Origin of the sequence: Kribbella ginsengisoli (assembly GCF_039537185.1) — a bacterium.
GTDB lineage: Bacteria > Actinomycetota > Actinomycetes > Propionibacteriales > Kribbellaceae > Kribbella > Kribbella koreensis.
Genome location: NZ_BAABAA010000002.1, coordinates 520,771 through 546,106, shown reverse-complemented (window position 1 = coordinate 546,106; position 25,336 = coordinate 520,771). Strand labels below are relative to the sequence as shown.

General features: G+C 67.9%; 22 protein-coding genes and 1 pseudogene. 12 read left to right on the top strand and 11 right to left on the bottom strand.

What is annotated here, in order from left to right:
- Positions 1-40: 40 nt before the first annotated feature.
- Genes efeU through ABD768_RS09925 form a run of 4 tightly spaced genes read left to right on the top strand, consistent with a single transcriptional unit; the run spans position 41 to position 4,008 of the window.
- On the top strand, positions 41-892 hold the full coding sequence (efeU, locus tag ABD768_RS09940) for an iron uptake transporter permease EfeU (RefSeq protein ID WP_343979667.1): 852 nt from the start codon (positions 41-43) through the stop codon (positions 890-892).
- The gene (gene efeO / locus ABD768_RS09935) at positions 889-2,025 is read left to right on the top strand and encodes an iron uptake system protein EfeO (RefSeq protein ID WP_343979664.1); all 1,137 of its coding nucleotides are present in this window, start codon (positions 889-891) and stop codon (positions 2,023-2,025) included. Before efeU ends, efeO begins: the two co-directional genes overlap by 4 nt.
- Positions 2,022-3,287 carry an iron uptake transporter deferrochelatase/peroxidase subunit gene (efeB, locus tag ABD768_RS09930; RefSeq protein WP_343979661.1) on the top strand — a complete coding sequence of 422 codons (1,266 nt, stop codon included), beginning with the start codon at positions 2,022-2,024 and terminating at the stop codon, positions 3,285-3,287. The genes efeO and efeB overlap by 4 nt, the downstream gene beginning before the upstream one ends.
- A gap of 55 nt (positions 3,288-3,342) precedes the next feature.
- A complete protein-coding gene (locus ABD768_RS09925) occupies positions 3,343-4,008 on the top strand; it encodes a hypothetical protein (RefSeq protein ID WP_343979658.1) in 666 nt (221 codons plus the stop codon).
- Between the two features lie 4 nt (positions 4,009-4,012).
- On the opposite strand, the gene ABD768_RS09920 is transcribed toward ABD768_RS09925, so the two are convergent.
- The 4 genes from ABD768_RS09920 to ABD768_RS09905 all read right to left on the bottom strand — a co-directional run bounded on the left by ABD768_RS09920 (position 4,013) and on the right by ABD768_RS09905 (position 8,291).
- A complete protein-coding gene (locus ABD768_RS09920) occupies positions 4,013-4,852 on the bottom strand; it encodes a carbohydrate ABC transporter permease (protein WP_344839644.1) in 840 nt (279 codons plus the stop codon).
- On the bottom strand, positions 4,845-5,786 hold the full coding sequence (locus tag ABD768_RS09915; RefSeq protein ID WP_344839641.1) for a carbohydrate ABC transporter permease: 942 nt from the start codon (positions 5,784-5,786) through the stop codon (positions 4,845-4,847). The genes ABD768_RS09920 and ABD768_RS09915 overlap by 8 nt, the downstream gene beginning before the upstream one ends.
- On the bottom strand, positions 5,786-7,108 hold the full coding sequence (locus ABD768_RS09910) for an ABC transporter substrate-binding protein (protein WP_343979650.1): 1,323 nt from the start codon (positions 7,106-7,108) through the stop codon (positions 5,786-5,788). The genes ABD768_RS09915 and ABD768_RS09910 overlap by 1 nt, the downstream gene beginning before the upstream one ends.
- A gap of 145 nt (positions 7,109-7,253) precedes the next feature.
- Positions 7,254-8,291 carry a LacI family DNA-binding transcriptional regulator gene (locus ABD768_RS09905; protein ID WP_343979647.1) on the bottom strand — a complete coding sequence of 346 codons (1,038 nt, stop codon included), beginning with the start codon at positions 8,289-8,291 and terminating at the stop codon, positions 7,254-7,256.
- A 43-nt stretch (positions 8,292-8,334) separates the two neighbouring features.
- Between ABD768_RS09905 and ABD768_RS09900 the strand changes: the two genes are divergently transcribed.
- Positions 8,335-9,960, top strand: coding sequence for a DapH/DapD/GlmU-related protein (locus ABD768_RS09900; protein ID WP_344839638.1), 1,626 nt, complete (start codon positions 8,335-8,337; stop codon positions 9,958-9,960).
- Here the strand turns inward: ABD768_RS09900 and ABD768_RS09895 are convergent.
- Positions 9,950-11,056 (bottom strand): helix-turn-helix transcriptional regulator, encoded by a 1,107-nt coding sequence (locus ABD768_RS09895; protein ID WP_344839636.1) that lies wholly within the window; start codon positions 11,054-11,056, stop codon positions 9,950-9,952. The genes ABD768_RS09900 and ABD768_RS09895 overlap by 11 nt on opposite strands.
- A 218-nt stretch (positions 11,057-11,274) precedes the next feature.
- Between ABD768_RS09895 and ABD768_RS09890 the strand changes: the two genes are divergently transcribed.
- Together ABD768_RS09890 and ABD768_RS09885 are read left to right on the top strand one after the other, a co-directional pair.
- Positions 11,275-12,612, top strand: coding sequence for an FAD-binding oxidoreductase (locus tag ABD768_RS09890; RefSeq protein ID WP_344839634.1), 1,338 nt, complete (start codon positions 11,275-11,277; stop codon positions 12,610-12,612).
- Between the two features lie 116 nt (positions 12,613-12,728).
- On the top strand, positions 12,729-13,796 hold the full coding sequence (locus ABD768_RS09885) for a hypothetical protein (protein WP_344839632.1): 1,068 nt from the start codon (positions 12,729-12,731) through the stop codon (positions 13,794-13,796).
- 18 nt (positions 13,797-13,814) lie between these two features.
- Here the strand turns inward: ABD768_RS09885 and ABD768_RS09880 are convergent.
- Together ABD768_RS09880 and ABD768_RS09875 are read right to left on the bottom strand one after the other, a co-directional pair.
- Positions 13,815-14,963: pseudogene (locus tag ABD768_RS09880) on the bottom strand (MFS transporter); the annotation flags it as partial.
- Positions 14,960-15,571, bottom strand: coding sequence for a helix-turn-helix domain-containing protein (locus ABD768_RS09875; RefSeq protein ID WP_344839629.1), 612 nt, complete (start codon positions 15,569-15,571; stop codon positions 14,960-14,962). The gene ABD768_RS09875 and the pseudogene ABD768_RS09880, both read right to left, overlap by 4 nt.
- A gap of 156 nt (positions 15,572-15,727) precedes the next feature.
- Between ABD768_RS09875 and ABD768_RS09870 the strand changes: the two genes are divergently transcribed.
- Genes ABD768_RS09870 through ABD768_RS09860 form a run of 3 tightly spaced genes read left to right on the top strand, consistent with a single transcriptional unit; the run spans position 15,728 to position 18,499 of the window.
- Complete coding sequence (locus ABD768_RS09870; protein WP_343979630.1) at positions 15,728-16,093, top strand: hypothetical protein; 366 nt, start codon at positions 15,728-15,730, stop codon at positions 16,091-16,093.
- 52 nt (positions 16,094-16,145) lie between these two features.
- Positions 16,146-17,393 carry a class I SAM-dependent methyltransferase gene (locus tag ABD768_RS09865; protein ID WP_344839627.1) on the top strand — a complete coding sequence of 416 codons (1,248 nt, stop codon included), beginning with the start codon at positions 16,146-16,148 and terminating at the stop codon, positions 17,391-17,393.
- Between the two features lie 32 nt (positions 17,394-17,425).
- Positions 17,426-18,499 (top strand): hypothetical protein, encoded by a 1,074-nt coding sequence (locus ABD768_RS09860; protein ID WP_343979625.1) that lies wholly within the window; start codon positions 17,426-17,428, stop codon positions 18,497-18,499.
- Here the strand turns inward: ABD768_RS09860 and ABD768_RS09855 are convergent.
- The 3 genes from ABD768_RS09855 to ABD768_RS09845 form a co-directional block, all read right to left on the bottom strand.
- Entirely contained in the window at positions 18,496-18,969 is a 474-nt protein-coding gene (locus ABD768_RS09855) for a GNAT family N-acetyltransferase (RefSeq protein WP_344839625.1), read from the bottom strand. The genes ABD768_RS09860 and ABD768_RS09855 overlap by 4 nt on opposite strands.
- Positions 18,970-19,032: 63 nt before the next feature.
- Positions 19,033-20,157 (bottom strand): phosphoserine transaminase, encoded by a 1,125-nt coding sequence (gene serC / locus ABD768_RS09850; RefSeq protein ID WP_425552198.1) that lies wholly within the window; start codon positions 20,155-20,157, stop codon positions 19,033-19,035.
- 103 nt (positions 20,158-20,260) lie between these two features.
- Positions 20,261-21,094 (bottom strand): phytanoyl-CoA dioxygenase family protein, encoded by an 834-nt coding sequence (locus tag ABD768_RS09845; RefSeq protein WP_344839622.1) that lies wholly within the window; start codon positions 21,092-21,094, stop codon positions 20,261-20,263.
- A gap of 90 nt (positions 21,095-21,184) precedes the next feature.
- Here ABD768_RS09845 and ABD768_RS09840 point away from each other — a divergent pair, with 90 nt between their 5' ends.
- Positions 21,185-21,961: an AraC family transcriptional regulator gene (locus ABD768_RS09840; protein WP_343979619.1), complete on the top strand. Its 777-nt coding sequence runs from the start codon at positions 21,185-21,187 to the stop codon at positions 21,959-21,961.
- Here ABD768_RS09840 and ABD768_RS09835 read toward each other — a convergent pair.
- Entirely contained in the window at positions 21,958-23,073 is a 1,116-nt protein-coding gene (locus ABD768_RS09835) for a citrate synthase 2 (protein ID WP_343979616.1), read from the bottom strand. The genes ABD768_RS09840 and ABD768_RS09835 overlap by 4 nt on opposite strands.
- Positions 23,074-23,284: 211 nt before the next feature.
- On the opposite strand from ABD768_RS09835, the gene ABD768_RS09830 reads away from it, so the two are divergent.
- Positions 23,285-25,315: a hypothetical protein gene (locus ABD768_RS09830; protein ID WP_344839619.1), complete on the top strand. Its 2,031-nt coding sequence runs from the start codon at positions 23,285-23,287 to the stop codon at positions 25,313-25,315.
- Positions 25,316-25,336 lie beyond the last annotated feature (21 nt).

Sequence of the window (25,336 nt, the reverse complement as noted above, 5' to 3'; positions counted from 1 at the left end):
TTCGGAAGGTTAGCCGTACCTAATACCTGGAGTTCCCGCCATGCTCGCCAACTATCTGATCGGTCTTCGTGAAGGTCTCGAAGCCTCGTTGGTGGTCAGCATTCTCGCCACCTTCCTGGTCAAAGCGGGCCGGCGGGACAGACTGAAACTGGTCTGGGCCGGAGTCGTCGCGGCGCTGGCCGTCGCGGCCGTCGGCTGGGGTCTGCTGCAGTTCGTCACCGCGCTGACGGCCAAGTCGTTCACCACCCAGGAGACGATCGGCGGGGTGATGTCGATCGTCGCGGTCGGCTTCGTCACCTGGATGATCTTCTGGATGCGCAAGGCCTCCCGCACCATCGCCAGGGAGCTGCGCGAGCGGATGGGTCAGGCGCTGGAGCTCGGCTCCGGCGCCGTCGTCCTGCTCGCCTTCCTGGCGGTCTTCCGCGAGAGCATCGAGACGGCCTTCATCGTGTACGCCTCGGCGGCGACCGCGACGACGGCCGCGCCGCTCACCGGCGTACTGCTCGGCCTGATCACCGCAGTCGGCCTCGGCTTCGCGATCTACCGCGGCGCGGTGAAGATCAACCTGGCCGTCTTCTTCAAGTGGACCGGCGCGCTGCTGGTCCTGGTCGCGGCCGGCATCTTCGCCTACGGCTTCCACGACCTGCAGGAGGCGAACATCCTGCCCGGCCTGCAGAACCTCGCCTTCGACATCTCGCACGTGATCCCGCCGGACAGCTGGTACGGCGTACTGCTGAAGGGGATCTTCAACTTCAGCCCGGCCCCGACCGTGGTCGAGGCGATCGCGTGGCTGGTCTATCTGGTACCGGTGCTCTTCCTCTACTTCCGCCCGGTCAGGTCAACAACGCCGCCGCCCGCGGTGCCCGCTCGAACCGTCCAGGAGAACTCATGATCACCACCCGCCGGGCCGCCGCCATCGGCGCAGTACTGCTGCTGGCCGGCCTGACCGGTTGCGCCGACGACAAGCCCGCCGCCGGCGCCGAGGACGGCACCGGTCCGGTGACCGTCAAGGCCACCGACTCCGAGTGCGGTCTGAGCCGTACCGACGTGAAGTCCGGGACCAGCACCTTCTCGGTCTCCAACGGCGGCAGCAAGGTCACCGAGTTCTACGTGTACGCCGAGGGCGACCGCGTCATGGGCGAGGTCGAGAACATCGGCCCCGGCCTCAAGCGGGAGCTGATCGTCGAGCTGCCGACCGGGAAGTACCAGGCGGTCTGCAAGCCGGGCATGGTCGGCGACGGCATCCGTGGCGACCTCACCGTCACCGGCGACGCCGCCGCGCAGGTGGACGAGGACACCGCGCTGAAGCAGGCCGCGGACAGCTACCAGCGGTACGTGAACTCGCAGGCGATCGCGCTGGAGCAGAAGACCGCCGAGTTCGTCACGGCGGTGAAGGCCGGCGACGTCGCCAAGGCCAAGGAGCTGTTCCCGGTCTCGCGCACCTACTGGGAGCGGATCGAGCCGGTCGCGGAGTCGTTCGGCGATCTCGACCCGAAGATCGACGCCCGGGTCAACGACGTCGAGCCCGGCACCGAGTGGACCGGGTACCACCGGATCGAGCAGGCGCTGTGGGAGAAGAACACCACGGCAGGCATGGCGAAGTACGCCGATCAGCTGCTGGTCGACGTCAAGACCGTGGTCGCCAAGGCCAAGGTCGTGAAGCTCAACCCGCTGCAGCTGGCCAACGGCGCCAAGGAGCTGCTCGACGAGGTCGCGACCGGCAAGGTCACCGGTGAGGAAGACCGCTACTCGCACACCGACCTGTGGGACTTCCAGGCCAACGTCGAGGGCTCGCAGGCGGCAGTACAGGCCTTGCGCCCGGCGCTGCAGCAGCGCGACCCCGCCCTGGTCACCACGCTGGACACGAACTTCAAGGCAGTCTTCGCCGCGCTGGACAAGTACCGCGTGGGCGACGGCTTCAAGCCCTACACCGCGACCGACGCCGAGAAGAAGGAGCTCGGTGCGGTCGTGGACGCGCTGGCCGAACCGGTCAGCAAGGTCGCCGGCGTGATCGCGAAGAAATGAGCGAGCGCCAGGGAATCTCCCGCCGCGGCCTGCTGGGCGCGGCGGGAGCGGCCGTCGCCACGGGCGTCGCCGGATATGCCGCACACTCGGCCCTGACGACCGAAGAGTCGCAGGCCGCTGACAACTCAGGTCCGGTCGAGTTCCACGGAGCTCACCAGGCCGGGATCGTCACACCCGCCCAGGACCGGCTGCACTTCGCCACCTTCGACGTGACGGCGACCAAGCGCGACGCGGTCGTCTCGTTGCTGAAGGAGTGGACCGCGGCTGCCGCGCTGATGACGGCTGGGCGCGACATCGGCCAGTACGGCGCGGTGAACGGCCCGGGGGAGGCTCCGCCCGAGGACACCGGCGAGGCGGTCGGTCTGCCGCCGGCGCGGCTCACGTTGACGATCGGGTTCGGGCCGAGTTTCTTCGTCGATGCCAAGGGCAACGACCGGTTCGGGCTGAAGGCGAAGCGGCCGGGTGCGCTGGTCGATCTGCCGCATTTCATCGGCGACAACCTCGATCCCAACCGCAGCGGTGGCGACATCGCCGTACAGGCGTGTTCGGACGACCCGCAGGTCGCGGTGCACGCGATCCGCAACCTGGCCAGGATCGGCTTCGGTACGACGGTCGTGCGCTACTCGCAGCTCGGATTCGGCCGGACGTCGTCGACAAGCAGGGCGCAGACGACGCCGCGCAACCTGTTCGGCTTCAAGGACGGTACGAACAACCTCAAGCTCGAAGACACCACGAAGCTCGAGGAGCAGTTGTGGGTCCAGCCCGAGGACGGCCCGGACTGGATGGTCGGCGGCTCGTACCTGGTGTCGCGGCGGATCCGGATGACGATCGAGATCTGGGACCGGACGTCGCTCGGCGAGCAGGAGCAGATCATCGGCCGCGGTAAGGGCACGGGTGCCCCGCTGGGCAAGGCGGACGAGTTCGACCCGATCGACTTCAACGCCAAGACCTCCGACGGTACGCCGAAGCTGGCCGCGGACTCGCATGTCCGGCTGGCGCACCCGCAGTTCAACAAGGGCGCCGAGCTCCTGCGACGCGGCTACAACTTCGTCGACGGCTCGGACGGCCTCGGCCGGCTCGACGCGGGGCTGTTCTTCCTCGCGTACCAGCGTGATCCGCGCAAGCAGTTCGTCCCGATCCAGCAGCAGCTGTCCCGGTCCGACGCGATGAACGAGTACATCCGCCACGTCGGCTCAGGCATCTTCGCCTGCCCGCCGGGTGTTGCGGCGGGCTCCTTCTGGGGCGAGAAACTCTTCAGTTAGATCACCGTCGAAGTGTTGGGCCCGCTGACCTGGAGCGGACCTTAGGGTTTCGGCCGTGAACAGGAACAAGAACTTCACGGTGGTGTTCTGTCTGGCCGCGACGTTGGTCGTGGCGGGCTGTGGCGGCGATGGCGGCAGCATGGGGGCGGTGCCCACACCGCCTCCGAGCCGCGCCGCCACGGCTCCGCAACCGACCAAGCCGAGCAAGCCGGTGAGCAGTGCGCCGAAGCCGGCGGCCTGCAACGGGTGCTTCCCCGGGATCACCTATGCCGGTCTGGTCAAGACGCTGAAGACCAAGGGGTACGCCTGCAAGGTCGACCGGATCCTCGGGACCGAGTGCGAGAAAGGCATCATGGAGCTCCACATCGAGACCGATTACAAGCTGAAGAACCAGATCAGCAACATCGATGTGACCGGGCGGGCCAGCAGCAAGGGCGAGTACCCGCAGGGGCCGAGCGTGGCGTTCACCAGGTTGCAAGCGGCACTGCCGGTCGCGCTGCCGATGTTCATCGCCGATCCGGCGGTCCGCAAGCAGATCATCGCCTTCGCCGCGAAGAACAGCAGTCACGCGGCGACCGGTCCGGACGCGGTGCGGGACGCCAAGGCAGGTGGGTTCCGGATCTCCTGCCAAGGCGTCCACGGCTTCACCGTCCGGAAGAACGGCCGAAGCGCCTCCAGCTACTCGACGTCGGTCGACATCTACGGCCCATCGGCGTACTGACCTACTACTTCACGGCTCCAGCGGTCACTCCGGCGACGAAGTGGCGTTGGGCCAGGAGGAAGCCGATGACGACCGGGATGCTGACCACGAGGGCAGCGGCCATGATCTGGTTCCAGTAGATGTTGGTCTGGGTCGAGTACTGCCGTAGTCCGACCGACAACGTGCGGTTGGACTCGGTCGTCATCACCGAGGCGAAGAGCACTTCACCCCATGCGGTCATGAACGAGTAGATCGCCACCGCGATCACGCCCGGCCGGGCGGCCGGCAGGACGACGCGGGCCAGCGCGCCCATCGGACCGCAGCCGTCGACGAGCGCTGCCTCGTCGAGTTCGCGGGGGATGCTGTCGAAGTACCCGGCGAGCATCCAGATCGAGAACGGCAGGCTGAACGTCAGGTACGTGATGATCAGGCCGAGCCGGGTACCGACCAGCTGCACCCCGACCGAGTTGTTGATGTTCACGAAGATCAGGAACAACGGCAGCAGGAACAGCACGCCCGGGAACATCTGCGTCGACAGCACCGTGGTGGTGAAGGCGGTCCGGCCGCGGAAGCGGAACCGGGAGACCGCGAACGCGGCCAGGATCGCGATCGCGACCGAGCAGACCGTGGCCGCCACCGAGACGATCGTGCTGTTCACGAAGTACCGGGCCAGCGGCACCGTCTTCCACATGTCCATGAACGGGTCGAAGGTGATCTTCGACGGCCACCAGGTGAAGGCGCCCTGGACATCGCTCAGCGGCTTCAGCGAGGACGTCACCATCACGTAGAGCGGGACGAGCACGAACAGCCCGAGCACGATCAGCACGACCGCGCGATAAGCCTTGAATCCCTTGGTGTCACGCACGACGAGACCTCCGGCCGGTGACGATCAGATAGGCGCCGGTGACGATCATCAAGAAGATCAGCAGCAGCACGGACATCGCCGCGCCGGAGCCGAAGTTCCAGGTCAGGAACGACGCGTTGTAGATGTGGAAGGTGATCAGGTCGCCCGCCGGCGGCTGCGCGTTGCCGAACAGCACGTACGGCGTGTTGAAGTCGCTGAACGTCCACAGGAACAGCACCAGCACGAGCACCAGGTTGACCGGCCGCAAGGCGGGCAGCGTGATGTTGCGCCACTGCCGGATCGACCCGGCGCCGTCGACCGCGGCCGCCTCGTAGACGTCGCGCGGGATGCTCTGCAGCCCGGCCATCAGGGTGAGGAAGGCGAACGGCCACAGCTTCCAGACCGCCACGGTGATCAGCGAGACGAGCGCGTTGCCGCCGATCAGCCAGAACGGCCGGTCGGAGGTGAGGCCGAGGTTGTCGACCAGCACGTGGTTCAGCGCGCCGGTGTCGCGCTGGAGCATGAAGTTCCAGGTCAGGATCCCGGCGTACGCCGGCAGCGCGTACGGCACCAGGAACAGCGTCCGTACGACGCTGCGCCCCTTGAACGGTGGTTGCAGCGCAACGGCCGCCGCCATCCCGAGAATCCACGAGATCACCAGCGTGATCAGCGAGAACGCGACCGTGACGCCGAAGGACTTCAGCAGGCCCTCGCCGACCGCGTTGTGGAAGTCCACGGCCACCCGGTAGTTGTTGAAGCCCGCCCACGGCGCCGCCGACCAGTTCGAGATGAAGAACTTGGTCAGCTTCACGAAGCTCATCCAGATGCCGACCAGCATCGGGATGATGTGGATCAGCAGCTCCAGCAGGACCGCCGGAGCGAGCAGCAGGTAGGGGACCCGCTTCGCCGGCTTGGTAGCCGGCGAAGCGGGGGCCTGCTCGGTGACAACTGCCATCAGCTACCGGCCGCCACTTGGTCCTGGGCCGTCTGCAGCGCTGCCTTCACATCGTCCGCGCTCACGGTGCCGCCGGTGGCGATCTTGGCGAACAGGCCGTTCATCGCCTTGCCGACGGTGCTCTCGAACTGGTCCTCGGCCGGTACCAGCGGCAGCGGCTTGGACTTGGTGTTGTAGACGTCCTGGAAGGTCGCTGCCTCGGCCGCGTCGGTGGTGAAGACGGGCTTGGCGTCCTTGAGCACCGGCAGCGAGGAGAACGGCTTGCCCAGCGTCGTCTGGGTGGTCGCGTCCGTCATGTACTTGACGAACTTCAGCGCCGCGTCCTTGTGCTTGGTGTTCTTGAAGATCGACAGGTTGATCCCGGCCACGTGGCTGGCGGTCTGGTTCGGTGAGCCGGCCGGCGCGGGGAACGGCACGACGCCGTACTCGCCGGCCTTCATCCCGTTGGCGACGATCGAGGAGTCGGCGTTGTTCTGGTTGATCACCATTGCCACCTTCTTGGTGGCGAAGTCGTTCACCGACTTGGTGCCGTTGTCGTACTGCGCGTTCGACGGGTTGGCGACCTTGTCCTTCTGCATCAGGTCGAGGTACCGCAGCACGCCCTGCACGTTGCCGTCACTGGTGAAGGTCGGCTTGCCGTCCTTGTCGAACCAGTCGGCGCCGTTCTGGGCGCCGTTGATGAAGGCGAAGTGCACGTTCTCGGTGTAGCTGCCGGCCGCCAGCGCCATGCCCCAGGTCTTCTTCGCCGGGTCGGTCAGCTTCTGCGCGGCCGAGACCATCTCTTCCCAGGTCTTCGGCGGCTGCAGGCCGGCCGCGGCGAACATCGCCTTGTTGTAGTACAGGCCGTAGGCCAGACCGTAGAGCGGGACCGAGGTCGGGTCCTCGCCCTCCTTGCCGCCGGTCGCCAGAGCCGTCGGCACGAACTTGTCCTTACCCCCGATCGCGGTCATCGCGTCGTTGTCGAACGGCAGGAACGCGCCGGTCGCCTGCAGGGACGCGGCCCAGGTGTTGCCGATGTTGAGCACGTCGGGGCCCTGGCCGGAGGTGGTCGCGGTCTGGATCCGGGTCTGCAGGTCGTTCCAGCCGATCACCTCGAGGTTGACCTTGATGCCGGTGTCCGCGGTGAACTTCTGCAGGACCGGCGTCAGCACCTCTTTGTCGTTGTCCAGGCTGGTGCCCTGGTTACTGGCCCAGTAGGTCAGCGTCTGGTCTCCACCACTATCGCCGCCGGAGGAGTCGCCTGAATCGCTGCCACCACAGGCGGCCAGGCTCAATCCCAGGGCGGTCACCGCTGCTGCGGCTACAAACGAACGCAGTCTCACGTCGGACTCCCTCGTCCCATCGAGCCTCCGGCAGGAGAGCGGAGGCTGGTGCGGCCATAGTGGCCTAACCGGTTAAGTAGCGGAACCCTAACCGGTTCAGTTGACCCGGTTTCGTTACTTCACCGTGACTTTTCAGGCTGGGTTTTCAGGCCGGCGCCGTCGAGTCCCGCACGCGTAGTACCCCAGAAGGCGTTTCCCAATGCAGCCCCGACTCGCCGGCCGCGATCCGGAAGAGCAGATCGGCCGCCATCCGGCCGCGCTCCATCGTCTGCTGGTCCACGGCGGTGATGCCCGGCAGTGCGAGCTCGCACAGCGGCGAGTCGTCCCAGGCGATGATCGAGAGCTCGTCCGGTACTGCGGTACCGAGCTCGACGGCGACCCGGAGAGCGGCGACGGCCATCAGGTCGTTGCCCAGGACGAGCGCGGTCGGGCGCTTCTTGCTCTTCAGGAGCTTGCGGGTCAGCGCGGCGCCGTCGGCGTACTGGTAGTTGCCTTCGAGATGGGTGACCCGGATGCCGCGCGCCTCGGCGTGCTCCTTGAGGAGCTTCACCCGCAGTTGCTCGTGCACGAAGGTGAAGGGGCCGCTGACGTGCGCGATCTCCTTGTGGCCAAGCTCTTCCAGGTGGCCGACCAGGAGTCGCACGGTCTGCTCCGGCGAGCTGATCAGCCGGCCGACGCCGTCGTCGGGTGCGTTGGAGCTGACCACGACGCAGGGGACGCCGAGCTCCTTGAGCAGCGGGATCCGGGGATCGTCGTTGTGCTCGTCGAACAGGATGAACCCGTCGACGCGGCCCTGCCGGCTCCAGCGGCGGAGTACGTCGAGATCCTGGCCCTGCTCGCCGGTCAGCCGGAGCAGGAGCGAGGAGTCGACCTCGTTCAGGTACTGCTCGATGCCGACCAGCGTGCGCATGTAGAACGCCTCGGTCGAGATCAGCGCCGGGTCGCGGGCGATCACGATGCCGATCGTCCTGGTGCGGCTCGCGGACAGGGCGACGGCGGCGGAGTTCGGGTGGAAGCCGAGCTCGGCGGCGAGGCTGAGCACGCGTTGCCGGGTCTCCTCGCTGACGCCGGAGCGGCCGTTCAGCGCGTACGAGACCGACGCCTTGGAGATGTCGAGCCGGCGCGCGAGGTCGCTGATCGTGACGCGCTGACTGCGCTGCCCCCCACTGCTGCCGCCTTGCATGGGCGGAACGTTAGCAGCGCGGATTTCTGGATAGCGTTATCCCATGACCTCGTCCGGTATGACCTCCGCCGCTCTCCGCCTGGATTTCCTCCCCTGGGAGTACGCCGGCGCGTCCCTTGCCGAGCGTGAACGGCAGGCTGCGCGGTGCCGTGCGCTGACGGGCTCGGTCTCACTGGCCGCCGATGCTTATGTCGCGGAGAGTGCCGCGGTGTTCTGTGAGGAACTGCGGATGGGGGCGCGGTCCTACATCGCCGCCCACGCCTACGTCACCGGCTCCGTCCTGATCGGCGCCGACACCACCATCAACCCGTTCACCGCGGTCCGAGGCAAGGTCGTCCTCGGCGACGGCGTCAGAATCGGCGCCCACACCTCCCTGCTCGCCTTCAACCACGGCACCGCCCCCGACCGCCCCATCCACACCCAACCCCACACCTCCCTCGGCATCACCGTCGGCGACGACGTCTGGATCGGCTCGAACGCGGTCATCCTCGACGGCGTAACCATCGGCCCCCACAGCATCATCGGCGCCGGCGCAGTGGTCACCAAGAACGTCGAAGCCTGGTCGATCGTCGCAGGAAATCCAGCCCGCAAACTCCGCGACCGCCGCGACCCAAAGCCCGCCACCCCCACCGCGCCCACTCCCACCGCGCCCGCTGTCTCGGGCCCCGCCCCCACCCGCGCCTCCGCCGCGCCGCAGGCGCGGCTTGCTGCGCTCGCCGCCGGCTTTGCCGGCAAGGCCCGGGCGCAGGCGGATGCCTTGCTGGCAAGGTGTTTTGATGGTGAGAAGTTTGTGGATCAGCCTGGCGGTGAGGCTGCTGTCCGACCTTGGTGCGATGCCATCGAGATCGCCGATCTGCTCCTTCGACGTGCACCGGCCGGCCACTCGACGGCTGAGCTCATCAGCCGGTTGCGCGCGGCTGAGGTGTCTGTGCTGGATGGTCCTGGGGGCTATCACGTGCTCTGCGTCGGCTACGCCCTGCAACTGCTTGGTAGTTGCTTCGAGCATCCAATTGCAGTGGACTTCGAGATCGACCGCCTCGACGAGTTGCCGTGGGCAAGGAACGCGTGGAGTGCGGGCGCGGCCATCGACTCCGTCGGTACGGCGATCGCCCGGAACCTCAAGGACCACAGCGATTCCACCATGCTCTACCCGCTGATGGGCTGGCTGACGACCAACGCCGACCCAGCGACCGGCATGTGGGGCCAACCTCACCCCGACGACGGCTGGCTGCAGGTCGTCAACGGTTTCTACCGCCTCACACGCGGCACCTACGCGCAGTACGGCCTCCCCTTGCCCTACCCCGAACAGGCGATCCGCACCCTGCTGGCCCACTCGCAAGACCAGCGAGTCGAGTTCAACGCCTGCAACGTCCTCGACGTCATCCACCCACTCTGGCTAGCCGGTAAGCAGACCGACCACGGCCGCGCGGACGGACGCCGATGGGCCGAGCAGACACTGGCCGAAATCCTGGACCGCTGGATCGACGACGAAGGTTTCGCCTTCGCCCCGGACGCCACCGACAACCGCGCGATCCCCGGCCTGCAAGGCACCGAGATGTGGCTCGCGATCATCTGGCTCCTCACCGACTACCTCGGCTTCTCCGACGCACTCGGCTACCACCCCCGCGGCGTACACCGCCCCGAACCGCTCATCACCCTCAGTCGTTGAACCAGCCGTCGGCGTGCAGGGTGCCGCCGAGGCGGCCGGCGTACTGGCTGAAGAAGATCCGGGAGGAGAGTTCGCGGCGGCTGGAGACGCCTACCTTCTCGAAGATGACCTTGAGGTGGTCCTGGACGGTGTAGGGCGACAGGTGCAGGGCAGCGGCGATCTGGTTCGTACTGTCGCCGAGCAGCACGTGCTGGACGACGTCACGTTCGCGATCGGTCAGGCCGTACGCCTCGACGACGAGTGGGATGACCTTGGCCGCGCCGGCGGCCTCGATCGTCACGGCGATCTGGGTGGTGAGGCCGTTGCGGTCGCGGACCGGCGTACCGTGCAGCGCGAGCCACTCACCGGACCTGCTGCGCAGACGCAGGTGCGGCAGGTAGTTTGCGGACCCAGCCGCAGCCGCGCGGGCAGCCGACACGACAGTAGTGATCGTCGACGGCAGCCTGCCCCACAGGTCCCCGCCGAGTTCAGCGATCCGCTCCTCCGCGGTGTCGCTGGCCGAGATGACCTCGTTGGCGCCGTCGAAGATCACTACCGCCGCCGACGTGTCCCGCCCGGTCTGCTCGAGGTTGGCCGAGATCAGTCCGCGCCGGAGGCCCAATGCCATCGTGGTCTCGATCCGGTGCATGAACTGGGCCTCGGCCGGGGAGAAGCCCACCCGGCCGACAGCGCGGTACAAGGTGCAGACGCCCCACATCCGCTCGTCACTGCGGACTACACCCCTCAACTCGTGCTCCAGGCCGAGCGTGGGCAGGTAGTCGCGCTGCCGGGGGCTGTGCAGCCGGTTGCCGTTGGTCGCCTCGTCGAGGATGCCGACCGCGACATCGCGGCGGGCCAGGTCGGCGAAGTGGTTGAAGTCCGGCACCTCGTACTCGTACTGGACGAACAGGGCCTCGTCGGAGTGCTCCAGATCGACCATCACCCGCCCGGTGATCAGATGCGTCGCCGGATCCGTGAGCCCGATACAGATCGAGTCGAACGGGATTGCCCTTTCGAGCAACTCGACCGCGGCGAACGAGAAGTCCTCCCAGGAAAGCCCTGCCCGGGCAGCCGCTTCCAGCCCGGCCCGGGCGGACTCCGCGTGGTAGGTCTTCACCAGATCCCCAGATTACTGGGATACCGGCCCGCTGCCGCAGCGACGATCGTCGTACCCATGACCGACAACCTGCTCATCATTTCCCCCGCCACCCCCACCCGCGTAGCCGCCGGCGCGTACCGGCGTCCTTGAACCAAGTATGGGCAGATGCCTGTGGCAACCAGAACCCCAGAAACCTGGGATAGCGCTCGGTTCCGCCGGTGGCGAGGCTTCTCGGCATGATCGAATCACTGCGCGAAGTGCTGACCGGCCGGGTGGTTACACCCGAGGACGTGGATTGGGAGTCTGTACGGACGGCCTGGAACCTCACGGTCGACCAGCGGCCGTTGGCGGTCGTCGAGGCGGCTGGGCCGAGCGATGTCGAGCACACCGTGGCGTACGCCGCCGCCCATGGCCTGAAGGTCGCGGCCCAGGCCGGTGGGCATGGCGCGACCAAATCCCTCGACCAGACCATCGTCGTGCGTACCAACGCGCTGGACGACATCTGGGTCGACTCCCACGCCAGGATCGCCCGGGTCGGAGCAGGGGTGCGGTGGGGTGCTCTGCAGTCGGCTCTGGACGGTACCGGCCTCACTGGGCTGCTCGGCTCGACCGGGAACGTCTCGGTGGTCGGCTTCTGCACCAGCGGCGGTCTCTCCTGGCTCTCCCGCCCCTACGGCTCGGGGGCCGCTAGCTTGCGGGCGGCAGAGATCGTCGACGCCTCGGGTTCCCGACGGTGGATCGATGACTCCACCGAGCCGGACCTGATGTGGGCGCTCCGCGGTGGCGGCGGCAACTTCGCCGTCGTCACCTCGGTCGAGGTGGAGCTGTTCCTGGCGCCGGAGCTCACCGGTGGCCGGCTCATGTTCCCGATCCATCAGGCCGACGCGGTACTGACGGCGTACCAGGAGGCAACCGAGTCAGCGGCCGGCCAGGTCACCCTGTGGGCGTACCTGACCCACTTCCCGGATGCGCCGTTCATGCCTGAGCCCATCCGTGGCCAGTCGTTCTGCATGATCGACGCGCTCACCCCGTTCGACCCGGCCGCGCTCGACGCAGCCCTGGCCCCGATCCGGTCAGCCGGTACTGCGGTAGTCGACTCAGTCGGTCCGCAGACGCCTGGTTCGATCGGGGAGATCACCCAGGAGCCGGTGGAGCCGACGTCCTTCACCATCCAGACAGCGACCTTCGACGAGCTCACTCCTGAGCTGATCGGAGTACTGCTGAAGCATGCCGGGCAGCCGTCCCTGATCTTCCAGGTGCAGCTCAGGCACCTGCGGGCGAGCCAGGAGATGGCCTACGAGGGGGTGGCGGCCGCAGACCCAGCGGCGAAGTACTCGTTCAGTGCGCTGGCGATCCTGCCGGTACCTGAGCTGGAGCAGCCGGCGTCGCAGGCGCTGCTGGCGCTGAAGGACGCAGTGGCCCCCTGGCACGCGGGGGACTCGGTCCCGTCGATGCTGCCGACCGAGGGGACGCTGCAGGACGTGATCAGCGAGCCGGACCTCGCCAGGCTCCGGGAGATCAAGCAGAGGGTCGATCCGCTGGGCGTATTGGTCGGTAACTACCCACTGGCCTGACCTGGTCGGGAGGGGGTCCACTAACCTGAGCCGGTGGACCCCCGGACCCGACGGCTCGTCACCTCTGTCGTACTAGCGGCGCTGGTCGCGATCGTGGTGATCGCGGCGCTGGTGAAATGACTACCAGGTCGTCGTACCTGCTCCGAGCTGGTTTGGTCCGCAACGTGCGGACCGGGGAGCACCTGACCACCTTTGTGGTGTCGGGGGTCTCGACGGTTCTGATCACCCGCCTGATCCTGGGGCTGAGCGGCTACCCGCAGATCGGCGGCAAGGGCCTGCACATCGCGCACGTCCTGCCCGGTGGGCTGCTGATGCTGCTGGCGATCTACCTGCTGCTCGCCTACATCGGCCCGGTGGTCCGGCCCGCAGCCGCGCTGGTGGGCGGGGTCGGCTTCGGCCTGTTCATCGACGAGGTCGGCAAGTTCATCACCTCGGACAACAACTACTTCTACCAACCGACAGCCGCGATCGTGTACGTCATCTTCGTGCTGATCGTGCTCGGCTCCAGGTACGTCAGCAACCGGCGGCCGATCGACGAGCGGGAGCAGTTGGCCAATGTGGTCGACAACACGGTCGAGGGAGTCGCCGGTGGGCTGTCCCGGCGTCGGCGGGCGCAGGCGTCCGCGCAGTTGAGGGCGGTCGGGCCGGAGGTCGTCGGGCGGCCGCAGACCCGTGCACTGCTGGCTGCTTGTCCGCCTGACGAGGTGGAGCTCGCTGCGCCGATCGACGCCGCCTGGAAGAAGCTGCACCGGGGATTCGACCGGCTGGCGACCCATCCGCTGGCGCCGGCGGTGGCGGTCTTCGTGCTGACGCTGCAGGCGCTCGGTGCTCCTGTCATCGCGGCAGGGCTCCGGTTGGGTGACGGGCGGTTGCTGACGGACTTTCCGGTGATCGGGGTGGCTGCCGGGAGCTTGCTGTCGGCAACCTTCACGATCCGGGGCGGGTTCCGGATGCGGGCTCGCGATCGGGTGCGTGCTGTGCGGCTGTTCGAGCTCGCAGTACTGGTGTCGCTGCTAGTGACTCAGGTGTTCCAGTTCGCTGGTACGCAGTTCGCCGCGGTTGGTGGGATGACGCTCGACCTCGTCCTGCTCGGCTTGCTCGGTGCTGAGGCCGAGCGGCTGCGGCGAGCGGCCGCCCCAGTTCTCGTTGCGGCCGAAGAGGACCGGGGCGATGGTGGCGAGTAGGTAGAGCCCACCGGCGACCAGGAAGGTCGGGGTCAGTCCGATACCGGCAATGGTCGCTCCGGCCAGTACGCCGCCCAGCGGGACGCCTGCCCAACCGACGGCCTCGGCCAATGAGTTGACCCGGCCCAGCATCGGCCGCGGTACCCGCTCGATGAACAGTGCCCCGAGTACTGGGTTGATGAAGCCGCCACCCACACCGCCGACGGCATAGGTCACCAGTACGACCCACAGGGGTACGTCCAAGGCCAGGACTACGAAGCGCGGAGCGCCGCAGATCAGGAAGCTGAGGATGAACGCGGTCCGGCGGGGTATGCGCTCGCCGATGCCGGCTGCGACCAGGGCGAACGCGGTGGCGGTGATGAAGAAGGCGGTCAGCACCATGCCCGTCTGGCCCGGGCCGTAGCCGTGTGTGCGCATCCAGACCGGGATCATCACTGCTACTACGGCTGCGTCCAGCAGGTTGGTGAGAGCGATCATCAGGACCAGCGGCATCATCAGCCTGTCCTTGCGCAGGAAGGTCCAGCCCTCGCGAAGGCGCTGGGTATAGCTGCCTTCCTCCTGCTCTTTTGCGATGGTCCTGTGGCGGCGAGGGGCCCAGATGACGAACAGGACGGCGCAGAAGCCGAAGGAGGCAGCGTCGATCCAGAGCGCGTTGACCTCGCCCAGTACGGCGATCAGGCCGCCGGCCAGGCCGAACGCCAGGAAGCCGGCTAGGCGTTCCGTGGTGCTCTCGAGGCCGGTCACCCGCTCGAGCGGTACTCGGGCGGCCTCGGCGATCTCGGGGACGAGCGTTCCCTTGGCGGCGTCGCCCGGGCCGCGGAGTGCGCCGGCGATGCCCACGAGGACCAGGAGGGTCGCGAAGTTCAGTGCGTTGATCGTGTGGAGGAGAGGGATCAGCGCGACCACCAGCATGCTGCCGGCATCGGCGACGATGCTGATCCGGCGGGGGCCGATCCGGTCGATCAGCGGGCCGCCGAAGGCCTTGCTGAGCACCAGGGGGAGCATCTCCGCGAGTGAGACCAGGCCTGTCTTGGTGGGGGAGCCGGTGCTGATCAGTACGAACCAGGGGATGGCGATCGCGCTCACCCTGGTGCCGCAGATCGAGACGACGTTGGCGACCAGGAACGAGATGAGGGGCGCGCGGTTCGGCGTACCGGCCGTTGTCATCGGGTCTCCCGGGGGAAGGCCTGGATCTGGACGGTGACCTGCTCGGTGCCGTCGGGCAGGGGCTGGGTGAGGTCGGTGCTGTACTTCTCGAAGACGGCCTGGATCTCGGTCATCATCGACTTGAGTCCGGCCGGGCTGAGCTGGAACAGGTAGTCAGAGATCAGGCTGGCCTCGACCCACTCGGGTGATTGGGTCTGCAGCTCGTCGATCGCGCGGAACAGGTTCTCCGCGTAGAGCTGGCCGATGCCGTGCAGGAAGCCCATCGTGAGCTCGGGCTCGCTCTCGAGCAGGGCGCCGGTGTCGAACGACGTGCCCAGGTGAGCCGCCTTCCACCAGCGGTCGCGGGCGTTGCCGCGGCTGTCGTCCTCCACCACCAGGCCGGCCTCGGCCAGTTGGCGGAGGTGGTAGCTGGTCGCGCCGGTGTTGACGCCTAGGCGGTTGGCGAGCGTAGTGGCGGTGGCGGGGCCGTACAGCCGGAGCAGGCCGAGCATCCGGTTGCGCATCGGGTGCGAGAGGGCTCGCAGCGCGGCGCCGGCCAGCTCGACGACCGGGTGGCCTGCCTGCTGCTCGGTCGCGTGCTGCTCGGTCTCGTGCTGGTCGTCGGTCATGGGTTCAGAGTAGGACTGCAAAATGTGTTTGCAAAGAGATTTTGCAAACTGATTGTGCGATTGGTTGTCCACAGGGCTGAAATCCGTCGTCGGAGCGGGCCCGGATCGCGGCATCTTCTCTGGTGAGAACCCGTTTCGACACGAAGGAGAAGACACATGGTCCGGGTGATGCTCGAGGACGCCGACTACTGCGACGTCCCGTCCGACCTGATGACATTCGACGACGGCGTGGTCGTCTTCTGGCGCGATGGCGAGGAGGTCGGCCGGCACCGCCTGCTCCGGATCAGAGCCCTGGAGTTGCCGGCAGGCCGCTCCTACGGCCGCCGCGTGGAGGAGGCCCGCAAGACGTACCCCAACGCGTTCCGGCTCTGGACCGCGGAGCAGGAGGAGTTGCTCACCCAGATGTTCCAGGACGGTGCCGGCAAGGAGGCTCTGGTGACCGCCCTGGGGCGCCAACCGGGCGGCATCGAGACCCGGCTGAAGGCGCTCAACCTGCTCCCCGAGGACGGCAAGTTGGTGTAGTCGAGGCGAGACCCTTTTGTGATCTCGCGGAGCGGTCGGCGACAATGGCGCGATGCAGGCTGACCAGGAAGCGATTGAACGTGCCGGCGACGCGGGCGAGGAGTCTGTCGCGCGTGCCGCGGTCCGGGAGGCTTTGCTGGAGCCGGGGGCGTTGGTGCGGGCGGTCGGGTCTGGGCGGCGGCGTGGGGCGGACGCGCCCAAGTACCAGCGGGTGGAGTTGCGGTATGTGGACCTCAAGGGGGTCCGGCGGCTCCAGGTGACCGAGTTCGACGAGCGGCAGGCGCACACCCGCAATGCGGACGCCGGCGGTGCGGGCAAGGTCGTGGACGAGCTGCTGGGGCTTCCGTACGGAAACTGGCATGTCGAGACGACCTCCGAGACACTCCGGCTGCGCTACACCAAGAAGGGCCGGTCGCTGCTGCACCGGCAGGCCGAGCAGCACGAGCAGGAGACCTCGCACGACCGGGCCAAGCATCGGCTGCTCGATCCTGCCGCGCCGTTCCTGGTCGAGTTGGGGATCAGCGACCATCTCGGGCGGGTGAAGCCGTCGCGGCAGGCGAAGTACAAGCAGATCGAGGAGTTCTGCAAGCTGCTGCTGCCGGCCCTGGAGGACGCGGTCTCCGCGGGCCGGATCAAGACCGGGCGGCCGTTGCAGGTGGTCGACCTCGGCTGCGGGAGTGCGTACCTGACGCTCGCGGCGTACCACCTGCTGACCGATGCCGGGCATGACGTGCGGATGACCGGCATCGATCACAACCCGGCCGCCCGCAAGCGCAACACCCAGCGCGTCACCGCGCTGGGCTGGCAGGACCACCTGGAGTTCGTGGACGCGACCATCGCGGACGCCCAGCTCGACACGCCGCCGGACGTCGTGCTCGCGCTGCACGCCTGCGACACCGCGACCGACGACGCGCTGGCCCGGGCGGTCGGCTGGGAGGCGCCGCTGATCCTCGCGGCGCCTTGCTGCCACCACGACATCCAAAAACAACTCAAGAGCGTCGAACCACCGGCGCCTTATGCGCTTCTCACCAGATATGGCATCGTTCGGGAGCGGTTCGCCGACGTCCTGACGGATTCACTCCGGGCGGCGGTGCTCCGACAAGTCGGCTACCGGGTAGAGGTGGTGCAGTTCGTGGACAGTGAGCACACGCCGCGCAACCTGCTGCTCCGTGCTGCCCGGACAGGCGCGGCGGCCGGCCCGGAGGTGCGCGCGGAGTACGACACGCTGACCGCGGAGTGGCAGGTCACGCCACATCTCGCGACACTGGTGCTCGCCCCCGACCGCGAGGCGGTGCTTTGAGCTTGCTGCGCAATGCCCTGACCCTGACTGCCGTGGCTCTGCTGAGTCTGGCCGGGGCCGCGATCCCGGTCGGTGCTGCCGATGCGGCCGATCCGACTCCCGGGGCGCCGAAGAAGCTGTTCACGATCGACGACTCCCGGGTGGACGAGTCGTCCGGGCTGGCGAAGAGCTCGCGCTACGAGGGCATCTGGTGGACGGTGAACGACTCCGGCGACACCGCCCGGGTGTTCGGCGTCGACAAGACCGGCAAGGTCCGGGTCCAGCTCAAGTTCAAGGCGCCGGTCAAGGACGTCGAGGCGATCGCGGTCGACACCGACGGCACCATTTACATCGCCGACATCGGCGACAACAACCGCAACCGGGACATGATCGAGGTCTACACGATCCCCGAGCCGAACCAGCTCGAGGACGAGGAGAACGTCAGGTTCCACCGCTACGACTTCACCTACCCCGACGGCGCGCACGACGCCGAGACGCTGCTGATCGAGCCGGCCAGCAAGCGGCTGTTCTTCGTCACCAAGGTCAAGAAGAAGGCGGGCACGATCTACGCCGCGCCCGAGGACGCGTCCCGCGAGGGCACCAACAAGCTGACCGAGTACGCCGACGCGCCCGCCTCGGAGTACGGGGTGACCGACGGCACCTTCATGCCGGACGGCAAGACGGTCGTACTGCGGACCTACCTTGACGTCGCGACCGTGGCTTGGGGCGATACGCCGACGCTGGTCGCGCGGTCAGCCACGCCGGTCGCGCAGGGGGAGTCGGTCGCGGTGGGGCCGACCGGCAGCGACATTCTGGTCGGTAGCGAGGGCAAGAACTCGCCGGTCTACGAGATGGCCGCACCGGCCAAGAAGACCGCCGCAAAACCGCCGGCGTCCACCAACCCGGCGGCAACGCCGAAGCCGGCCGCGAACAGCAGCTCAACCGAGCCGAAGAAGAGCCACAGCCTGCGCTGGATCGTCGTCGGCGCTGCCCTGCTGGCGCTCATCATCACGTTCATCACGTTCCCCGCCGGCCGCCGCGAACGCCTCGACCGAATGGCCGAGAACGCCCGCCTCACCGGCCAGCCACCCCCCAACCCCCACGGCCGCCGCCGCTCCAACGCCTAGCCGGATCCAATCGTTTTCGCGAAGTGCACCCGGCGATGGCCGTGCTGTTCCTCGCGATGGGTCTCGGTGTAGCCGTGGCGCGGGTAATAGGCGAGGTTCTCGGTCATCTTCTCGTGCGTGTAGAGCACGATCCGCGAGTATCCGCGAGCCTGGGCCTGCTCCTCAACGAAGGCCAGCAGAGTGCTACCCACCCCGTGTCCCTGGGCCTCTGGAGACACCGCAATGACGTCGAGCAGCAGCGCATCCGCCTGCTCTTCGAGCAACACGAACCCGAGCAAGCCGTCGCCAGGGGCGGGCGTGCGCTCAGCCTCGGCCAGCCAGACCTTATGGTCGGCTATTGCGGTGGCGTAGTCCAGCGTCATCGGCATGGCGGGGCGGCCGATTCGTTCGGTGTACCGCTCGAAGGCGGCGATCGCGAGGGCGGTCACGGCCGGTGAGTCAGCCGCGACGGCGGGACGGATCGAGGTCATAGCCCATCAAAGCAACCGGCCGCCGTCCCGTGCGGGAGCGGCGGCCGGTCGAGGGCGATCAGGTCAGCGGAGCTTCTCGACGGTGTAGTCGATGGCCTGGGTGAGCTTTTCGACGTCGTCGGGGTCGACGGCCGGGAACATCGCGACCCGGAGCTGGTTGCGGCCGAGCTTGCGGTAGGGCTCGGTGTCGACGATGCCGTTGGCGCGCAGCACCTTGGCGACGGCCGCGGCGTCGATCGAGTCGTCCAGGTCGATGGTGCCGATCACCAGCGAGCGGGCGTCGGCGTCCTCGACGTACGGGGTGGCGTACTCGGACTTCTCAGCCCAGGTGTAGAGCCGGTTGCTGGAGTCGGTGGTGCGGCCGACGCTCCACTCCAGGCCGCCCTGGCTGTTGATCCAGTCGGTCTGCTCGGCCATCAGGAACAGCGTGGACAGCGACGGGGTGTTGTACGTCTGGTTCTTGCTGGAGTTGTCGACCGCCGTCGCCAGGTCCAGGAACGCGGGGATCCAGCGGCCGGAGGCGGTGATCTCCTCGACCCGGGCCAGCGCGGCCGGCGACATCAGCGCGATCCACAGGCCGCCGTCGGAGGCGAAGCACTTCTGCGGCGCGAAGTAGTAGACGTCGACCTCGTTGATGTCGACCGGCAGACCACCGGCGCCGGAGGTGGCGTCAATGGCAACCAGCGCGCCCTCGTCAGCGCCCTCGACCCGCTTGATCGGCGCCATCACGCCGGTGGAGGTCTCGTTGTGCGGCCAGGCGTATAGGTCCACGCCGGCCTCGGCGACCGCGGCCGGGCGGGTGCCCGGGTCGGCCTTGATCACGGTGGGGTCGCCCAGGTGCGGCGCGAGCTGGGCGGCCTTGGCGAACTTGGACGAGAACTCGCCGAAGCTCAGGTGCTGGCTCTTCTCCCGGATCAGGCCGAAGGTCGCGATGTCCCAGAACGCGGTCGAGCCGCCGTTGCCGAGCACGACCTGGTAGCCGTCGGGCAGCTGGAAGAGGTCGGAGACACCCTGCTGGACGCGGGCCACCAGGTTCTTCACCGGGGCCTGACGGTGCGAGGTGCCGAGCAGCTTGGCCCCTTCGGTGGCCAGGGCCGCGACGGCCTCCGGGCGCACCTTGGACGGACCGGCACCGAACCGGCCGTCGACGGGCTTGAGCTCTGCGGGGATCACGATGTCGCTGGTCACCAGCGGTTCCCTTCGTCGTCTGGCTGAATCCTGCCGACGACGCTGTCAGCACTTCACAGTCTTCCACATCTCCCCACGCCGTTGGCCGCGGGTCTCAACTGAGCTATTCGTGCTTGCGGGTGACCTTCTCCTGCCCGGTCATCACGGCGACCGGCCCGTCCTCGCCCGGCACCCACTCACCGCAGGCGCCGCCGCCCTCGGCAATCCCCAGCTCCAGCGGCGAACCGTCCATCCGCAGTGCCGGGTGGTAGTACTCGGCGACCTGGTCGGCCTCGCCCTGGATGTAGTGGCCGATCAGTGCGCGCCGGAAGCGGTCACTGCTGACATTGGGCGCGCTGCCGTGGACCAGAGCGCCGTGGAAGAACAGCACGTCACCAGGAGCCATCTCAACCGGTACTGCCGCCTCCTGCGACGGCAGCGGGACAGTGACGTCGGTGAAGCTCACCTTGGTGTCAGCCTTCTCGGTGCAGAGGATCGGCCACCGGTGGCTGCCCGGTACGACCTCCAGGCACCCGTTCTCCACATCGACCGTGTCGAGCGCCATCCAGGCCGCCACGCAAGTGCCCGGCTCGGCCTTCAGGTAGAAGTTGTCCTGGTGCAACGCCTGCCCCCGCGACCCCGGCGGCTTGAAGTAGATCATCGTCTGTACTGCGTAAGGCGACCGCCCGAGCAACCCCGTCATCACCTCGTCCAGCCGCTGGTCAATGAGCCACTGCAGCGACAACTCGTCCCACCGATGCATCTGCGCCATCCGCGGATACCGACGCAACGGATCCCGGCTGCCAGCCTGTACGCCGACCACATCGCCCGGGTAGGACCCCCGCCCGCGCAACTCCATGTAGTGGTCCCGCAACCGCTCCACCTCGTCCGTCGCGAACAACCCGCGCACCAGCGTGTACCCCGCCGTGTCGAACTCCTGCTTGTACGAAACGCTCACCGCTGGCTCCTCACGCACTAGGCTGACAGGAAGATTCTCCTCATCCACAACCCCTGCAGCGACGGATGATCCACGCAAGGAGTTGACCTTTTGACGCATTCCCCCGTCCTCGCCAAACCGGTCGCCCTAGAACTCCACTCGCCGCCGACCTTCTGGCGATGCGAGCCGTCCTGGTCGTGGGTGTCGCCGCCGCAACATGATCACCTGCTCTGGTGTGTCCTCGACGGCATTGGCCGGCTGGAGCTCAACGGCCGCACTCGAGAGCTGGGACCGGGCGTCTGCGCGGTGTTCGCGCCAGGGGATGCGCCTACCGCCAGCCACGATCCGCGGCGGCGGTTGCTGGTGTTCGGGATGCATTTCGCCGTGGACCCGCAGGGCGTAGTACCGGCGACGCGGTGGGCTGAGGTGCAGGACCGGGTGCTGCTCGGGGCACTCGCGCGGAGCAGCGATACGGCGTACAGGCGGGGTGATCCGCTAGGGCGACGGCAGGCCGAGCTGTGCCTGGAGCAGTTGCTCGGACTGATCTGGGACGCAGCACACAGTCCTCAGCCCAGCGCGACCGACACTGCCGTCCAGGAGGTCGCGCAAGCGATCAGGCAAGACCCCAGCCGGGACTGGAGCGTCGCGGAGATGGCCGCCCAGGCGCTGCTCTCCAGAGCCCAGTTCACCCGGAGATTCGTCGCCCAGCACGGCACCTCACCCGCGCAGTACCTGATCCAGGCCAGGGTGGAGCGAGCGCACCAGCTCCTGACGGAGACTGCCATGACAGTCACCCAGGTTGCTGCCGCGCTCGGCTACACCGACGTCGCTTACTTCAGCCGCCAATACAAGTTCCGCACCGGCAGCTCACCGAGCCAGACCCGCTAGAGGGCCCACTTCTCGTTCCAGCCCTCGATCTCCGTCGCCGGGCGGGAGGCAGGGCCCGAGTAGATGGCAGAGGGACGGATCAGGCGGCCCGTGCGCTTCTGCTCGAGCACGTGGGCGCTCCAGCCGGCAGTGCGGGCGCAGGTGAACATGGAGGTGAACATGGGCGGCGGGACCTCGGCGAAGTCGAGCACGATCGCGGCCCAGAACTCGACGTTGGTCTCGAGGACCCGGTCCGGGCGGCGCTCGCGCAGCTCGGACAGGGCAGCCTGCTCCAGTGCCTGGGCCACCTCGTAGCGGGGTGCGTCCAGCTCTTGCGCCGTACGGCGAAGTACCCGCGCGCGGGGGTCCTCGGCCCGGTACACGCGGTGGCCGAAGCCCATCAGGCGCTCGCCGGCGTCCAGCAGACCCTTCACGTACGAGCGGGCGTCGCCACTCTTCTCGACGCCCTCGATCATCGTCAGTACCCGAGCAGGAGCGCCACCGTGCAGCGGTCCGGACATCGCGCCGACAGCACCCGACAGGGCCGCGGCGACGTCGGCACCGGTGGAGGCGATCACCCGGGCGGTGAAGGTGGAGGCGTTCATGCCGTGCTCGGCGGCAGACGTCCAGTACGCGTCGACTGCCTTGACGTGCTTGGGATCGGGCTCGCCACGCCAGCGGATCATAAAGCGCTCGGTGATCGTGCTGGCCTTGTCGACCTCACGCTGCGGAACCATCGGTTGCCCGATGCCACGAGCGGCCTGGGCGACGTACGACAGCGCCATCACGGCCGCGCGGGACAGGTCGTCGCGCGCCTGCACGTCATCGATGTCGTAGAGCTGGCGCAGACCCCAGGCCGGGGCCAGCATCGCCAGGGCGGACTGGACGTCGACCCGGACATCACCAGTGTGCACGGGGAGCGGGAAGGGCTCGGCAGGCGGCAGGCCGGGGGTGAAGGCGCCGTCGACGAGCAGGCCCCAGACGTTCTCGAACGGCACCCGGCCGACCAGATCCTCGATGTCCACCCCGCGATAGCGAAGCGCCGAACCTTCCTTGTCCGGCTCCGCGATCTGGGTGTCGAAAGCGACCACACCCTCGAGACCGTGCTGAACATCGACCTTTGGATCTGACATCCCCTGAGACTCCCTTGTCCGGCTGTTGGATCTAGGCGCTCAGGCAGCATAGTTCTCCGCCTGACCGCGCGGACAGATCTGTGACCGGTTCGGCGTGAACCGCCGGCTGTGCGAGACTCTGGGCCCGGACCAGCCTGCCCACTGGTCTGGTACTGATCCGACCATCTCGCCGGGATGCAACTTTTCCGGCCACGATCGCATCTGGCAGGGCATGGAAACTGTTGTGGCATACGCCTTCGACCGCTTCGCGGGACCTGAGAAGGCGGCAGCGGGCGTACGGCGCGTCGAGGCGTACTACGGCGACCTCTGGCAGGGCCAGGCCCGGCGCGACGGCTGTGACGCCGGTACTGTCGGGCTGCACAGCTGGAACCGGCGCAATCCCGACAACCAATGGCCCGCGTGGCGTGACGACGACGACCTCTGTGTCGCCAGCCTGCACGTGCCACTCGGCTACCAACAGATAGTCGGCGACCTCGTACCGCAACGAGCCGCGACGCCACTGGCGCGGGCAGTGCTCGCGGATCCGGCTCGCATGGCGGAGCTGGCGCCTCCTTTCCTGCTGTCGGTGCTTGACCCCGCCGACGAGCGCCTGGAGCTCTTCACCGACTCCGTTGGCCTCGGCCGGCTGTTCCAGCTCCGTACTGCGGATGGCTGGGTGTGGAGCAACCGTGCAGCCGCCGCATGCCTGTTCGCCGACGTGCCAGCTGCCGCATCGGACCGGGGCTGGCGGTACGCCGCCGGCTGCGGCTGGTTCATGGGCGATACCACCCCGTACGACCGGGTGCTGACCGTGCCGGGCGCCACCCGCATCGTGACGGAGGGACGGCGCAACCGTCGTACTGTCACGCGGATCGAGGCAACCAGCATCTGGTCCGGGCCCAGCGGCGGCGAACTGCCGCAGCGGCTGATCGAAGAGACCGCCGAAGCTCTACGCGGCGTCGCCCGGTCCGTGAGCAAGCTGTGGCCCGGTACGCCGACAGTGGATCTCAGCGGAGGCAGGGACTCGCGCGTTGTCGCCGCGGCGTTCCTCTCGGCCGGCGTGGAGCTCAAGCTCAACAGCTACGACGCAGTACCGGGGGAGCTGGCCGTAGCCGAGGAGTTGGTGGCAGCCCTTCCGTACAAGGTGGAGCACATCGTCACCGGCAAGCCCGCGCCGGTGACTACTGATGTACCGGCACCGGCCCCACCGCCGATGACGCCCGTGATCGAGCGGATCCGGCGCTGGCATCGGTTCGCCGAAGGGCTGCGCCCGGCGAGCTACATCTTCCACAACCCGCCGGAGGGGCTGACCGACGTCGCGCACCTGGCGATCGGTGGCGCGGGTGGCGAGATCGCTCACGGGCACTTCTACCCGCAGGACGTGCTGAAGCTCGATCAGTACCCGCTGGAGGAGAAGCTGGAGTTGTTCAACGAGCGTCTCCAGAAGCGGCTCATCCCTGCGGTCGGCCCGTCTGACGCGGTCAGGGACGCAGTGGCCGGGCAGATCGACAACGTGTTCCGCGAAGCGATCCAGGGCGGCTTCGAGGACGCCACGATGCTCGACTACTTCTATGTGGTCGAGCGCCTGCGCCGCTGGGGCAGCGCGGGGGAGCGGACCGGCATCGTGTCGCCGCTGCTCGTGCCGGCCTTCGTCCGAGGGGCTTTCTCGATGAGCGCGCCGCAGCGGCTGGAGAACGCGCTGCACAGAGCGCTGGTACGTGAGCTGGTGCCGGAGTGGGCGGACATCCCGTTCTTCAAGCCGCAGCCTGTCGCCGGGGCCGCGCCTCGTCCGCCGGCGCCCGTGAAGCGGCTGGGCGCTGCGCCTGACCGCGACCTGATCGGCGAACTGCTCACGACCGACCAGACCGGGGACTTCGACCCGGTGGAGGTGCAGCAGCTCTGGACTGCGTCACTGGCCGGCGAGAGCACGGTCGGTCAGGAGGTGGCGCTGCGCCAACTCCTCTGGCGAGCCGTCTTCGACGACCACCTCGCCGAGGTCAACAAGCACATGACCCACTCACCCGCGCCGAAACCCAGGCCCACGCCCGCACCAGTACCTGCACCAGCAACAGCACCGGCACCAGCACCGGGACCGGCACCAGCGCCGGCGGCCAAGCCAGTGCCCGCAGCGCCGCAGGGGACAGCTCCGGTGGTGAAGCAGCGCAGCTCCTTCAAGACCAAGCTGCGCCGCAACCCGACCGTTCGCCGACTCGTGCGCAGCCCTGCCGGCCGCGCCCTCCGTAAGATGCTCCGCTCCCGCTAGCCCCGCTGAGTCGATGGAGAA